This window comes from Lacinutrix neustonica (assembly GCF_026625145.1).
GTDB lineage: Bacteria > Bacteroidota > Bacteroidia > Flavobacteriales > Flavobacteriaceae > Lacinutrix > Lacinutrix neustonica.
In genome coordinates this window covers 2258155-2272362 of record NZ_CP113088.1, presented here as the reverse complement: position 1 = coordinate 2272362, position 14208 = coordinate 2258155, and the positions used below count along the sequence as shown (strand labels likewise).

The window sequence follows — 14208 nt, the reverse complement described above, 5'->3', positions numbered from 1 at the left end:
CTTATGAAACAATAGCCTTTAATCGTCTACCAAAATCATAAAGCGCCTCTATTTCTTGTATACTAGCTAAACGTTCTCGACCAAAAATAAGTAAGTCGTTGCCGTTAGATTCTACGTGATAGTAAGGATTGTTTTCAAAAAAGTGGGTGATTTTATCAGTAAAAAAAGCTTGAATGGCCTGCGTGTCCTCCCCTAATAAATAGAAGTGTCTTGAGAAATCAGAATGATTATCAATAGGAATATCCTTGAAGCCAGCAAAGGCATAGACTTTTTCTAAAAAGCCCTCGCGATCTAAAGTAAATTCAGGAATATCTTTGTTAAGTTTAATATGAAGCATGGTAGAGCGCATGACTTCTTTCGCAATAAACTCGCCTTCAGAAAATTCAATATCAAAGGCGTTTAACGCTCCATTTTTACTGTTGAGTTGATTGTAAATGTAATTTATTTTCTTGGTCCTGAAGAATAAAAAATTATCAAGAAAATGCGTCTCTCTTTGTTTTATAGATTTATAATTTAGCGCGTACTTTTCTGCCAATTCTTCAATAGACGTTTGTCTGCGTGTCAAACTCTTTTTAATCATATTAGGTACGGGCAATAAACGTCTAAGCGCAAAGGGATGTTTAGAATCTGTATCGTGTAAATCTAAACCTAACACTTCAAAGTGGCCCCCACGCTTAGAGAACAATTCTTGATAGTTATTCAGGTTTTCCATAACGGTATGATCTACAAAAGGGCAGAGAGAAAAATCGACAATAATATCTTCGGTTTCTCGGAACAGCGTCTAGTTTTTCTTTTAATTTATAAAAATTTAAAAAACTACAAAAGTGTTTAACACTCACATAATAATTACGGTCCTCTTGAAACATTAAAACATTGGGTTTTAATAAGTTTCTCGCAAAAAGCGCGACACTCTTATTAATAAACACATGAATTATAAAAGTGACTAAAACACCCGATGTAATCCCGTAAATTAAACCCACTTTAAGGGTGACAATAAGCGTTACAAAGAAGATAATGAGTTGTTCTCTACCAATTCTAAAAATCTTTTTTATGTTCTCCGGCGAGGCTAATTTGTAACCCGTATATACTAAAATAGCCATTAAAGCAGGCAAAGGGATACGGGTTAATTGTGTGCTAAATAAAACGATAAAAATCACTAAAAATGTAGCATGAAAAAAGTTAGAGGAGCGGTTGCTCCCTCCGTTGTTAACATTTACAGAACTTCGCGCAATAACAGTTACGACGTTTAAACCTCCCAAAAAACCACTCCCTATGGTAGCTAAACCAAGGGCTTTTAAATCCCTATTAACATTACTCCGACGTTTCTCAGGATCTAATTTATCTACAGCTTTTATACTTAAAAGGGATTCGATACTGGCGATTAAGGTGAGTGCTAAAACACTGATCCAAAACGAAATGGTGCCAACCTGACTAAAATCTACAGTTGGTATTTGCGATATAATTTCTGAAAATTGGGGAATGCCGGAAATCATGTACTCTCGGTCTATTGGATTGTTTTCATGGATTACGAACTCAAAATAATAACTAAAACCAATAGAGAGTAAAACAATCCACATGGGGGCAGGGATTAATTGCAAATACTTGTTTCTAATTTTAGAGTATAAACTCATAATTAGAAAGCTTATAGCACCAGCCAATGCCGCATAAATTAACGCGGTTTTATGGTAATGAATGGCGTCATTTATGGTAAAGGGAATCTCAAACAGGTAATCTAAAGTATCCTCACGTTTTATTCTGTGGGCTAGCATGATATGGAATTGCTTGCCTAAAATTATAAGACCAATAGCAGCTAACATCCCTTGTATAGCACTGGAAGGAAAGAAGTTTGCTAACTTTCCTAAGCGCAAAAAACCTAAGGTTAGAAGCAATATTCCGAGAACAGATGATGGCAGCAAAAGCACTTTCTAGTCCTAATGTGGATATAGCGACTAAAAGGACGCCCACCAATCCATTTCCTGGTCCGAGAAATAGTCACATGGCTTCCTCCCAAAATAGACACAACAACACCTCCAATTACGGCTGCAATAACCCCCGATATAGGCGGTGCATCACTAGCCATAGCAAGGCCTAAACCTAGCGGTAGAGCGATAAGACTTACCACAAATCCCGAAAAAATGTTTCTTGGTAGGGTTTTAAAAAAACTTTTTATGTTATTCTTTTTGGGACTCATTGAATAATTAAAACATCGGTTGGTAGCTCGGTTAAAATGTGTTCTATATCGTGTGGAAATAAACGATCCCAAAAGGTCATTTTTGAGGGTGCATTCATGATTAATAAATCAGCGCGCTTAATTTGTGCGTAATGCCCGATAGAATAACCTTGTGTTCCAAAGATAGGTTGAGATTTAACAGCTATATTTTGAGTATATTCTTTTGGAATATTTTCTATAATATGATTGACTCTCGAACGTTCACGATTACGTAAACGCTCTTTCAAAATCGTTGCTTTTCGTAAAGATTTATCATCTTCAACTTTAACAGCGATTTCATTTTGTTTTATTTCTTCAACAATAGTAAGCTTTTCAGACCTTAATTTTAAACCAACGTAAAAAGCTGTAGCGATAGTTCTTTCGGTTTTAGGGTCTTTTAACCCATTAACCACAATGTGTTTGCACGAGACTCGATCTACCGAGGGGTTGATTAATAGCAGCAACGAGCATGTTGCCTGTCTCGTAATTTTACGAGCAATAGATCCCACATAATAGGTTAAGAGTTTTTCACGTTTTGCGGCACCAATGATTAATAAATCAATATTATTTTCTTTAGAAGCACTTAAAATAACATCTACAGGGTCTCCGGGCTTGAAGATTACCTCATAGTTAAGTTGGTCTTTTTTAAAGGTATTTAGAATTATCTTCAGGGTTTTTATTTTGTCTTCAGACTCTTCACCAACATGAATAAGTACCAATTTGGCATCGAAATATAAAGACAGTCGAGCGGCTTCATATAAATTCGGTTTTAAATTTGGTGAAAAAGCGACACCGATTCCTAAGGTTTTAAAGGGTTTTAAAGACACTAATCTGTTGGATTTCTAAAAAATTGAAAGATAACATTTTTTTCAGTTTAAAAAAATCCATTCACACAGACTCTTTTGGAACCTGTTCTCCCAATTTTTGCTTAATTATACTTTTCATTACGGTTTTAAATGTTAATTTCACGAAAAAATCAAATTTATGTTAGAGTTAGGAGGTATTATTATATTAGGAATCTTGGCACAATGGGTGGCTTGGAAATTTAAAATCCCTGCCATTTTACCATTAATTTTAATAGGGCTGTTAGTTGGACCAATTGCTGCCGAATTTTTAAGTGAAGACGGCACTAAATGGATAGAACCTATCCGGAACGGAGATGAGGGCTTATTCCCCGGAGAAAGTTTGTTTTATTTTGTATCGCTAGCCATTAGTATCATTCTTTTTGAAGGCGGCTTAACTCTAAAAACAGGAGAAATAAAAAATGTTGGACCAGTAATTACCAAGTTAATTTCAATTGGATCACTCATTACTTTTTTTGGAGCAGCAGTGGCCGCGCATTTTACTTTTAATTTAAGTTGGAAAATTTCATTTTTATTTTCTGCGTTAATTATTGTTACTGGACCAACAGTGATTACACCTATTTTAAGAAATATTCCTTTAAAGAAAGACGTATCTGCTGTATTAAAATGGGAAGGAATTCTAATTGATCCAATAGGGGCATTAGTTGCCGTTTTAGTTTTCGAATTTATAAGTGTGGATGCTGGTGGGGAATTTACCAAAACGGCTCTGATTGAATTTGGTAAAATTGTATTATTTGGTGCCAGTTTTGGTTTTACTTTTGCACATGCATTGAATTTAATATTGAATAGAAAATTAGTCCCTCATTATTTAATGAACGTCTTTACTTTAGCCGCTGTTTTAGGTGTTTTTGTTCTATCAGATGCCTTTGCTCATGAGTCTCGGATTATTGGCTGTCGTTGTGATGGGTATGGTTTTGGGGAATTCTAAATCTCCTTATTTGAAAGATATTCTATACTTTAAAGAATCACTAAGTGTTCTTCTTATTTCTATTCTTTTCATCTTATTAGCAGCCAACATTAATATGGAAGAGCTCTATCTCATTTACAATTGGAATACAGCGGCCTTATTTGCAGCTATTGTGTTTTTAATAAGACCTTTGGGTGTTTTTATAAGTACACAAGGATCTTCTTTAAAACTTAATGAAAAACTATTTATTAGTTGGGTTGGGCCAAGAGGTATTGTCGCTGCGGGTATTGCTTCTCTTTTTGGTTTAAAATTAGCAAAGGAAGGGGTTCCTGGCGCAGAGTATATTACACCATTGGTGTTTATGATTGTACTAGGTACCGTATTATTGAATGCGACAACAGCACGATTATTTGCTAAAATGGTAGGTGTGTTTTTAACTAAATCTGACGGTATTTTAATTGTAGGCGCCTCTAAAGTCTCCAGATTAATCGGACATTATTTAGAGTCTAATGGAAGACACGTGGTCCTAATTGATAGTAACCCCGGTAATATTGCCAAAGCAAAAGAATTAGGTCTTGAAGCCATTACCACGAATATTTATTCAGATACGTTGATGGATAATATAGAATTAAACGATGTTGGGTACTTAATGGCTTTAACTGGAAGTACTGATATTAACAAATATGCGATTGGTAAATTTAGTAAGCAATTTGGAGAAAATGGTTCCTTTAGACTGGTTAGCGTTGATGAAATGCGTGATGAAAAGAACAACCCAACAGAAGGCCTGTTTTCGCACACCGATGATTTTACAACCTTAACTAATGTAACCGAGAAAGTTTCCAAGCATTCAGGAAATTGAACTTAAAGACAAGGCACATTATGAAGATTTAATAAAAATAACAAACGCCGATAAAGATATTATACCTTTATTTCTAAAAAAGGCAGAAGGCGACATACTTATTATCTCTTCGTATAATACAAGCATTGAAGAAATTAAAGACGGTGATTTTTTAGTTTATCTAGGAAAACCGTTGGATGTTGAAAAAGTTGAAACGGTTTAATGCTTATAAAACGGTTTCAACTTTTGTCTTGATTTACATAATATGTAACTCAGTAAAATCTTTATCAATAATCATGGCCTGATTTTTTGTGAATTTTATGTCTTTGTAAAGCACCTCAACGTTATCAATTTCAATCTTTTTAATTTCAAAGGGCAATCCAATTAAGTTCAATTTAAAGGTTTTGAACGGTGATATATACTTTCCCGATTTATGTTGCTGAATGATTAATTCATTAGATTTCCCTGTTAATTTGAAGTGACGTAAACTGTAGCGTCCTTTGGTATAATCGTAGCCATCATGCGCATCATCATATAAATCTGAATGTTCTTTTCCTTTTTTGTAATAGATATCTAAAGTCACTTGGTCAACTTCTATTTCGCCAACATATTGTTGAATAGGGTACTTAGGAATAATCGCGCCGGCTTTCACAAAAATAGGCATACTATCTAAGGTGGCATCAACCCAAACCTCTTTGCCACCTTGAAAAGATTCGTTTTTCCAGTAGTCGTACCATATCCCTTTTGGGACATATAAACGCCTGCCTTTTGAATTGGGTTCTAAAATAGGGCATACAAGCATTTGACTTCCAAAAATAAATTCGTCTGTTCTATAGTGCGTTTGTATGTCATGCTGATCGTACAGCACCAATGACTTTAACATGGGGGTGCCTTGATTTAAATAATGCCGAAAAGAGGTATATAAATACGGCAATAACTGGTAGCGTAACTCTATAAATTTTCTTACTACGTCTGTCACTTCATCACCAAACATCCAGGGTTCTTGTTCACCATGATCTCCCGAAGAATGGGTACGGCAAAAAGGGTGAAACACACCCAATTGAATCCAACGCGCATAGAGTTCACCATTAGGCTGTTCTGCGAAACCACCAATATCACTTCCAATAAAGGAAAAGCCGAGACAAGGCCATGCGCTGCGCTTGTACATTAGCAATCCATAAATGTTCCCAGGTCGCGATATTGTCGCCCGTCCAAGACGAGGTATAGCGTTGTGTACCGGAATAAGCGGCACGGGTTATAGCAAAAGGGCGTTTGGGGTACGAATATTTTTTTAATCCGTGATAGGTAGCGCGAACCATTTGCATCCCGTAGATGTTATGGGCTTTTCTATGGCTACACGGGTTGCCGTCATAATCATGTCTTACATCGTCTCGGAAATGTTTTATTAGGAACCTCCATTACGGCGGGTTCATTCATGTCATTCCACACGCCTTTTACACCAATATCTTCAATCAATTCTTTAAATAATCCGGACCACCAGTCTCTTACTTCTCGTTTTGTAAAATCTGGGAAGTAACATTCTCCAGGCCACACTTTACCTTTCATATAAGGTCCATCGGCACGTTTACAAAAATAATCGTTGTCTAAACCTTCCTTAAAAACACTATAATCTAAATCTATTTTAATGCCTGGATCGATGATAACAATGGTTTTAAAACCATCCTCTAGTAATTCGCTAACCATGCGTTTTGGGTCAGGGAAATACTCCTTGTTCCAAGTAAAGCATCTAAAACCATCCATATAATCAATATCTAAATAGATCGCATCACAAGGGATTTTTAGTTCTCTAAATTTCCGGGCAACTTCTTTAACTTTGGATTCGGATAATAACTCCATTTACATTGGTGATACCCCAAAGCCCATAACGCAGGGAGTTGATGAGGTTTACCCGTTAAATCGGTATAACTTTCAACAACGTCTGTCATTTCGGGCCATAAATAAAGTAGTAATTCATTTCACCCCCTTGTGCCCAAAAGCTGGTTACATTTTTACGTTCGTGGGCAAAATCAAAATAGGAACGAAAGGTATTATCAAAGAAAATACCATACGATTTACCGTGATGCAACCCTGTAAAAAACGGGATTGCTTTGTAAATGGGATCTGTTTGCTTACCATAGGCATAAGAATCGGTCACCCAATTTTGAAAGCGTTTACCTTTTAAGTTTAGGTGCTCCGGCTTATCTCCTAAACCATAATAACTCTCACCATCTTGAGCGGTTTTACTCATTTTCACGACATCACCACCAAATTCATAACTATCTTCCCAGTGAAATCCTAACTCATCTTGATTAATTAAACTATTATCTTTTGCGTCGTAAAGCGTAATTTTTAAATTAGATTTATTCACTTTACAAATTAATTTTTGCGTCTTGATGGTATAGTTTTTAAGGTCTTCCGTAATCTCTAGAAGATTATAACCGCGGCCAGCATATCGTGTTATGGCATAAGAAAAGTCTTTTTCAAAACTTAAACTTGTGGCGTATCTAAAACGTAAAACACTATCTCGAATGACGGTGATTTGAAGGGCGACATTGTTTTCTGTTTTAAAGTGAAGCACATCAATATTTTTCGAATAAGAAATGACTTTTGAAGGAAACTGATTGCCTTTTTTTTCAAGCTCTGTATTTGTAATCATGTTCGGGTGTTTTAATTATAAACGTAGTGATTTACACCATGATAAAGGCTTTTAATTCTTTAAAAATAGATGCGTTTTATTATATAAAAATGAATTTTAGGACCTTAAAAAAACTGTTTTTCCATTATTCATATTTAAAGACCGTGACCGCCAATGGTGGTATTGTTATATCAGCAGAAAACGGATTATTGTTCCAGCGTTCCTTAATCGTTTTAACTGGTTTAGTATTTAATGAATTGCTCCCTCCGAAGTCTTCAGCATCACTATTAAATATTTCTATAATGTTTCCTTTTTTTGGCACTCCTATTTTATATTTGTTATGAGTATTGGGGGTAAAATTACACACGACAATGACATCGTTTTCTCGGATCATGACCTTTTCTAAGGAACGCGATCACACTGTTTTTGGCATCGTCATGACTGATCCATTCAAAACCTTCTACACTAAAGCCTTTTTCGAAAAGGGCCGGTGTGTTTTTGTAAAATAGATTAAGTGCTTTAATATGATTTTTAAGTCCAATATGTGGTAAATACTCTAATAAATTCCAGTCTAAACTCTTTTGAAAGTTCCATTCTGTATATTGCCCAAATTCATTACCCATAAAGAGGAGTTTTGCACCAGGATGCGTGTACATATAGGTGTATAGTAATCTTAAATTGGCAAAGCGCTGCCACTCATCGCCCGGGAGTCTACCTAAAATAGAATTTTTACCATGAACCACTTCATCATGCGACAATGGTAACATAAAATTTTCAGTAAACGCATATGTTAAGCTAAAGGTAATGTCGTTTTGATGGTGTGGTCTATAAATAGGATCTCGAGCAAAGTAATGCAGCGTATCATGCATCCAGCCCATCATCCATTTCATCCCAAAACCTAAGCCACCAAGACTCACAGGTTTTGTAACGCCTGGAAATGCTGTAGATTCTTCAGCAATGGTTTGAACATCATCATAATGACTATAAACAGCTTCATTAAATTCTTTTAGAAAGGAAATAGCGGCTAGGTTTTCGTTTCCACCAAATGCGTTGGGATCCCATGCGCCATGTTCTCCGGAGTAATCTAAATATAGCATGGAAGCTACAGCATCTACACGTAACCCATCGATGTGATAATGGTCTAACCAAAATAGTGCATTGCTTATTAAAAAGGAGCGAACCTCATTCCTTTCATAGTTAAAAATAAGACTTTTCCAGTCCGGATGATACCCTTTTTTTGGGTCCGGATGTTCATACAAATGAGTGCCATCAAAAAAACCTAAACCATGGTCATCAGAAGGAAAATGAGACGGTACCCAGTCTAAAATCACACCGATATTATTTTGATGTAAGGCATCAATGAGCTGCATAAACTCTTGAGGGTTTCCAAAACGAGAGGTTGGTGCAAAGTAACCTACCAATTGGTATCCCCAAGACGGATTATATGGATACTCCATTATAGGCATAAATTCTACATGTGTAAAATTCATGTCTTTTACATAATGAACTAATTCTTTTGCGAACTCGTTATAACTAAGACTTGTTCCATCCTCATTTTTTCGCCAGGAATCTAAATGAATTTCATATACCGAATAGGGCTTATCTAATGCATTTTTATCTTTCCGATAGCTAAGCCATTGCGTGTCGCTCCATTTATAGTCTGAAATATCCCAAATTATGGATGCTGTCTTGGGAGATTTTTCAAAGTATAGCGCATACGGATCAATTTTTTCAGTAACTACACCATTGCTATTTGATACGATCTTATACTTATAGCGCATGCCTTTTTTTGCCTCGGGGATAAAGCCTTCCCAAATCCCCGAAGCGTCCCAGCGTACATTTAAAACATGCTGTGAGTCATCCCAGGAGTTAAAATCACCGACTACAGAAACCGTCTTTGCGGAAGGGGCCCAAACGGCAAAATAGACACCTGTTTCGGTATTATACGTCACAAGATGTGCTCCAAACTTTTCGTATAATTTAAAATGTTTCCCCGATTTGAAAAGTGTAATATCAAAATCAGTAAAAAGACTGTATACTTTTGTTTTGCTCATTAAACTATTTTAAAACCAGCAGGGATTATGGCGCCTTTTTTAATCACGACGATGCCCTCTTTTATTAGGTAGTTTTCGGTTTCAATATCTTGGAGGTGTTTCCCGCCTTTAATCTCAACATCGTTACCAATGCTGCAATTTTTGTCTAAAATGGCATGACTAATTTTACAACGCTTTCCAATGCCTATTAACACTTTGTGATCATCAGACAAATCTTCAAGACTCGGTAATAATCACTTCCCATAGTATATACGTGGCTAATAATACTGTTGTCTCCAATTCGGAGCGAATGCCTATAACGGAACGCTCTATGCTTTCTGCGCTTATAATGCAACCTTCGGCAATTACTGTTTTTGTTAATTTTGTTCCCGTAATTTTTGAAGTGGGTAGCATGCGAGCTCTAGTGTAGACACGGTTTTTTATGTCGTAAAGATCAAATTTTGGGAGATCATCTGTTAAACCAATATTGGCTTCAAAGAAAGAATCTATATTCCCAATATCTGTCCAATAGCCCTCAAATTGATAACTCAGTACTTTGTGATTATGAATGGATTGTGGTATGATTTCTTTTCCAAAATCAATAGTAGTTGTATCTGCCATAAGTTCCTCTAAAAGGGCTTTATTGAAAATATAAATACCCATCGACGCCAGGTGATTCCGTTCTTGCGCTTGCATTTCAGTGCTCACCTCAGAAGTCCAATCAGGTAACAGTGTTTCATCTCGGTTTTTCTATAAATGATGTGATGACGTTTTCTTTATCGGTTTTTAAAATACCAAAGGCTGTGGCGTCCTTTTCTTTTACTGGTAAAGTCGCTATAGAGATAGCAGCATTATTTTCTATATGCTTGTTGAGCATGTCATTAAAATCCATACTATACAATTGGTCACCCGATAGAATGAGAGCATATTCATAATCATGTCTTTTAAAATGGTGCATACTCTGTCTCACGGCATCAGCAGTCCCTTGAAACCAGGTTTTGTTTTCTCGGTGTTTGTTCTGCTGCTAAAACGTCTACAAATCCGGAGCTAAAAAAGCTAAAGTGATAGGTGTTTTTAATGTGTCTGTTTAATGATGCTGAATTGAATTGTGTTAATACAAATATGCGTTTGATGTCGGAATTGATACAATTCGAAATGGGAATATCTACCAAACGGTATTTTCCTGCAATGGGCACTGCTGGTTTTGATCGGGCTTCGGTAAGCGGATATAAGCGCGATCCCTGTCCGCCTCCCAAAATAATTGAAATGACTTTGTTGTTTATCATTTTAGCTGATTTTTATATAAAGTTCCTGATATGCTTTAGCCGATTGTAGCCAAGAATGGTCAATAGACATGATGTGTTTTTGTGTTTTTTTGAAAGCCGCTTTGTTGTCGTAAAAGGCTTTCGCTTTAATAATGCCGGCAACCGTTGCTTCGGTTGTAGCAGAAGGGATTACAATTCCAAACCCGTCGTTTGAAAGATCTTTTATCGTGTCTTTTAAACCACCAATATTGTTTACTATAGAAATGGTGCCATAGCGTAGTGCATATAATTGATTGAGACCGCAAGGCTCCACTCGAGACGGCATAATTAAAAAGTCGGCACCAGCGTATAAAATATGTGAGAGTTTTTCGTCGTATCCAATAAAATGATTATAATTCTCAAACGCTGAAGACAACAATTTTAGGGCCTGTTCTGTTTTTGTTTCACCGTAGCCTAAGAGCAAAATTGATAGATCGTTTTTTCTTAATACTTGACTGAAAATTTCAGGGAATAAATCGGCAGTTTTTTCACCAACCAGTCGTCCAATAAACGTAAAGAGTGGTTTTTTTTCGTCTAAACCAAAAGTGTCACACAACCATTTTTTGTTTGCCTTTTTACCAGAGATGACGGAAGTGTTTTTATAATTTTTAATAAGAAAGGCATCTGTTTCTCGGATTCCACACCGTGGTATCAATACCATTCAAAATACCGACACATTTTTCGTGTTCATGAGATAAAAGCCACTCCAAACCGTTGGCATTGTTTTTTAATTCCTCCATGTAACTTGGAGAGACTGTTGTGACTTGCCAGGCGCTTTTTATGGCTGCCGCTAAAGGATTAATTTGGTGATTCCAGTCGATTAAGCCCACATGATCAAAATTAAAGTCCGGAATGAAGTGTATTAAATCATGAGAAAACTCACCTTGATATTGTGCATTATGAATAGTGAAGACCACAGGAATTCTATTCAGTGATTGATACTCAAAAGACTGTTGTAGCATAAACGGGATTAAGCCCGTGTGATGATCATGACAATGTATGATGTCCGGTGTATTGTCGAGGGATTTCAGCCAATCTAAAGCAGCAATTTGAAAGCCTAAAAACCGTTTGGTGTCCTTATTAGAATACACATAGTCTTTATAGAGTAAAGGTTCGATATTTATAAAATAAACGGCGAAATCTAATGTATTCTCTGTCAGGGTTAACACTTCAAAAGGAACACTTTTGTCCCCAAATTGTAGTGTCGCCATGAAAACAGGAGTAAACCGGTGAGCTGTTGTGAACACATTATTATAAAAAGGCATAATGACAGAGGCGGTGTGGCCTAAGTCATTTTGATATTTAGGTAATGCCCCAACAACATCTGCCAAGCCGCCAACCTTGGCAATGGGATAACATTCTGCACTAATATGAACAATGGTCATTAAGAAAGTTTATAAGCGTCCTATAAAGCTAATGATATAAACTTAAAAAAAAGAATGTTTGTTAAATATTGTATACTTTTTATGAATCCATGTATGCGTATAAAACACATGAACCATCTAATAAGAATTAGAAAACATCTATCAGGACAAAAGTCTTAATGCGATACTAAAACAAATGAACATCACAACCCGATAGGGTATTAGTCGTTCAACTTCAAAACAGCCATAAACGCTTGTTGTGGTATTTCCACATTACCCACTTGACGCATACGTTTTTTACCTTTTTTCTGCTTTTCAAGAAGTTTACGCTTTCGTGAAATATCACCACCGTAACATTTAGCGGTTACATCTTTACGCAGGGCTTTAATGGTTTCACGAGAAATAATTTTGGCGCCAACGGCAGCTTGAATTGGAATATCAAATTGTTGACGGGGAATGAGTTCTTTTAGTTTTTCACACATTTTTTTACCAATACTCTGTGCATTATCGGCATGAATTAATGCTGAAAGCGCATCTACGGGTTGTGCATTTAATAAGACATCTAAACGCACTAATTTTGAAGTACGCATCCCAATTGGTGAATAATCGAATGAAGCATACCCTTTAGAAACCGTTTTTAATCGATCGTAAAAATCGAAAACAATTTCTGCCAAAGGCATATCAAACGTTAGTTCAACACGCTCTCGGTGTTAAATAGGTTTGATTGGTAATCATCCCACGTTTTTCAATACATAAAGACATAACGTTACCCACAAAGTCGGCTTTAGTGATTATCGTGGCTTTAATAAAAGGTTCTTCAACACGATTAATCGTAGTTGGGTCCAGTAAATCACTAGGGTTATTAACTATAAAAGGTTCTTCCGGGTTTTTATTGGTATACGCAAAATAAGACACGTTTGGTACAGTTGTAATCACGGTCATATCAAATTCACGCTCTAGTCGTTCTTGAATAATTTCCATGTGTAACATTCCTAAGAATCCACAACGAAAACCAAAACCTAAAGCCGCAGAGCTTTCACGGTTGAAACACTAAAGAGGCATCGTTTAATTGCAGCTTTTCCATAGAGTTTCTTAGCTCTTCATAATCTTCTGTGTCCACTGGATAAATACCCGCAAAAACCATAGGTTTTACATCCTCAAAACCTTCAACAATATTTGTCGTTGGGTTATCAAAATCGGTAATGGTATCTCCAACTTTAACTTCTTTTGCTGTTTTGATGCCTGTAATTAAATAGCCTACATCTCCCGTTTTTACACTTTGCTTAGCTACTTGAGTTAATTTTAAGGTACCCACCTCATCGGCATAGTATTCTTTTTCTGTGGCAACAAATTTAATTTTTTGTCCTTTTTTAATTTCGCCGTTAAAAACTCTAAAATAGGTTTCAATACCTCTAAAGGTATTGTAAACCGAGTCGAAAATAAGGGCTTGAAGTGGCGCGTTTGGATCGCCTTTAGGCGCTGGAACACGCTCTATAATGGCTTTTAAGATGTTTTCTACACCAAAGCCTGTTTTTCCACTAGCATGAATAACTTCACTAGGATCACAGCCTAAAAGCTCGACAATATCGTCTGTTACTTCTTCAGGATTTGCACTAGGTAAATCGACTTTATTTAAAACAGGAATGATTTCTAAATCATTTTCTAATGCCAAATATAAATTTGAAATCGTTTGTGCCTGAATACTTTGGGCGGCATCTACAATTAGTAAAGCCCCTTCACAGGCAGCAATAGATCGAGACACTTCATAAGAGAAATCGACGTGGCCTGGAGTATCTATTAAATTTAAAACATATTTTTCACCTTCATAGGTATAGTCCATTTGTATGGCGTGCGATTTAATGGTAATACCACGCTCACGCTCTAAATCCATACTATCTAATAACTGGTTTTGTTGCTCACGGGCCGTTACCGAACCGGTAGCGTCTAATAAACGATCGGCAAGTGTACTTTTACCGTGATCGATATGTGCGATAATACAAAAATTTCTAATGTGCTTCATAATCAAATTCCTCTAAAAACAACGGGAGTGCAAAT

The 14208-nt window shown here is 36.3% G+C and carries 6 protein-coding genes and 5 pseudogenes; 1 reads left to right on the top strand and 10 read right to left on the bottom strand.

The genetic code is table 11. The features are described 5' to 3' along the window. Position 1: 1 nt before the first annotated feature. From N7U66_RS21995 to N7U66_RS12340, 4 genes are read right to left on the bottom strand one after another with little or no spacing between them, the layout of a single operon-like run. Complete coding sequence (locus N7U66_RS21995) at positions 2 to 712, bottom strand: hypothetical protein (RefSeq protein ID WP_313791218.1); 711 nt, start codon at positions 710 to 712, stop codon at positions 2 to 4. Further along, positions 696 to 1868, bottom strand: coding sequence for a SulP family inorganic anion transporter (locus tag N7U66_RS21990; protein ID WP_313791217.1), 1173 nt, complete (start codon positions 1866 to 1868; stop codon positions 696 to 698). Before N7U66_RS21990 ends, N7U66_RS21995 begins: the two co-directional genes overlap by 17 nt. Before the next feature lie 11 nt (positions 1869 to 1879). Beyond that, complete coding sequence (locus tag N7U66_RS21985) at positions 1880 to 2191, bottom strand: SulP family inorganic anion transporter (RefSeq protein WP_313791216.1); 312 nt, start codon at positions 2189 to 2191, stop codon at positions 1880 to 1882. Beyond that, entirely contained in the window at positions 2188 to 3036 is an 849-nt protein-coding gene (locus N7U66_RS12340; protein WP_267675529.1) for a universal stress protein, read from the bottom strand. The genes N7U66_RS21985 and N7U66_RS12340 overlap by 4 nt, the downstream gene beginning before the upstream one ends. Before the next feature lie 157 nt (positions 3037 to 3193). Between N7U66_RS12340 and N7U66_RS12335 the strand changes: the two are divergent. Next, positions 3194 to 5040, top strand: a pseudogene (locus N7U66_RS12335) (cation:proton antiporter). A 33-nt stretch (positions 5041 to 5073) separates the two neighbouring features. Here the strand turns inward: N7U66_RS12335 and N7U66_RS12330 are convergent. The 6 genes and pseudogenes from N7U66_RS12330 to lepA all read right to left on the bottom strand — a co-directional run bounded on the left by N7U66_RS12330 (position 5074) and on the right by lepA (position 14173). After that, positions 5074 to 7473, bottom strand: a pseudogene (locus N7U66_RS12330) (glycoside hydrolase family 31 protein). 124 nt (positions 7474 to 7597) lie between these two features. Continuing rightward, positions 7598 to 9506, bottom strand: a pseudogene (gene glgB / locus N7U66_RS12325) (1,4-alpha-glucan branching protein GlgB). After that, positions 9506 to 10771: pseudogene (locus N7U66_RS12320) on the bottom strand (glucose-1-phosphate adenylyltransferase). The pseudogenes glgB and N7U66_RS12320 overlap by 1 nt, the downstream one beginning before the upstream one ends. A gap of 1 nt (position 10772) precedes the next feature. Further along, complete coding sequence (locus N7U66_RS21980; RefSeq protein WP_313791215.1) at positions 10773 to 11450, bottom strand: glycogen synthase; 678 nt, start codon at positions 11448 to 11450, stop codon at positions 10773 to 10775. Next, the gene (locus N7U66_RS21975; protein ID WP_313791214.1) at positions 11398 to 12174 is read right to left on the bottom strand and encodes a glycogen synthase; all 777 of its coding nucleotides are present in this window, start codon (positions 12172 to 12174) and stop codon (positions 11398 to 11400) included. The genes N7U66_RS21980 and N7U66_RS21975 overlap by 53 nt, the downstream gene beginning before the upstream one ends. Positions 12175 to 12374: 200 nt before the next feature. Continuing rightward, positions 12375 to 14173, bottom strand: a pseudogene (gene lepA, locus N7U66_RS12310) (translation elongation factor 4). Positions 14174 to 14208: the final 35 nt, after the last annotated feature.

Excerpts from the sequence above, each read along its gene's own strand:
- N7U66_RS21995 (WP_313791218.1), bottom strand. The coding sequence starts at position 712 with ATGGAAAACCTGAATAACTATCAAGAATTGTTCTCTAAGCGTGGGGGC.
- N7U66_RS21985 (WP_313791216.1), bottom strand. The coding sequence starts at position 2,191 with ATGAGTCCCAAAAAGAATAACATAAAAAGTTTTTTTAAAACCCTACCA.
- N7U66_RS21980 (WP_313791215.1), bottom strand. The coding sequence starts at position 11,450 with ATGGTATTGATACCACGGTGTGGAATCCGAGAAACAGATGCCTTTCTT.
- N7U66_RS21975 (WP_313791214.1), bottom strand. The coding sequence starts at position 12,174 with ATGACCATTGTTCATATTAGTGCAGAATGTTATCCCATTGCCAAGGTT.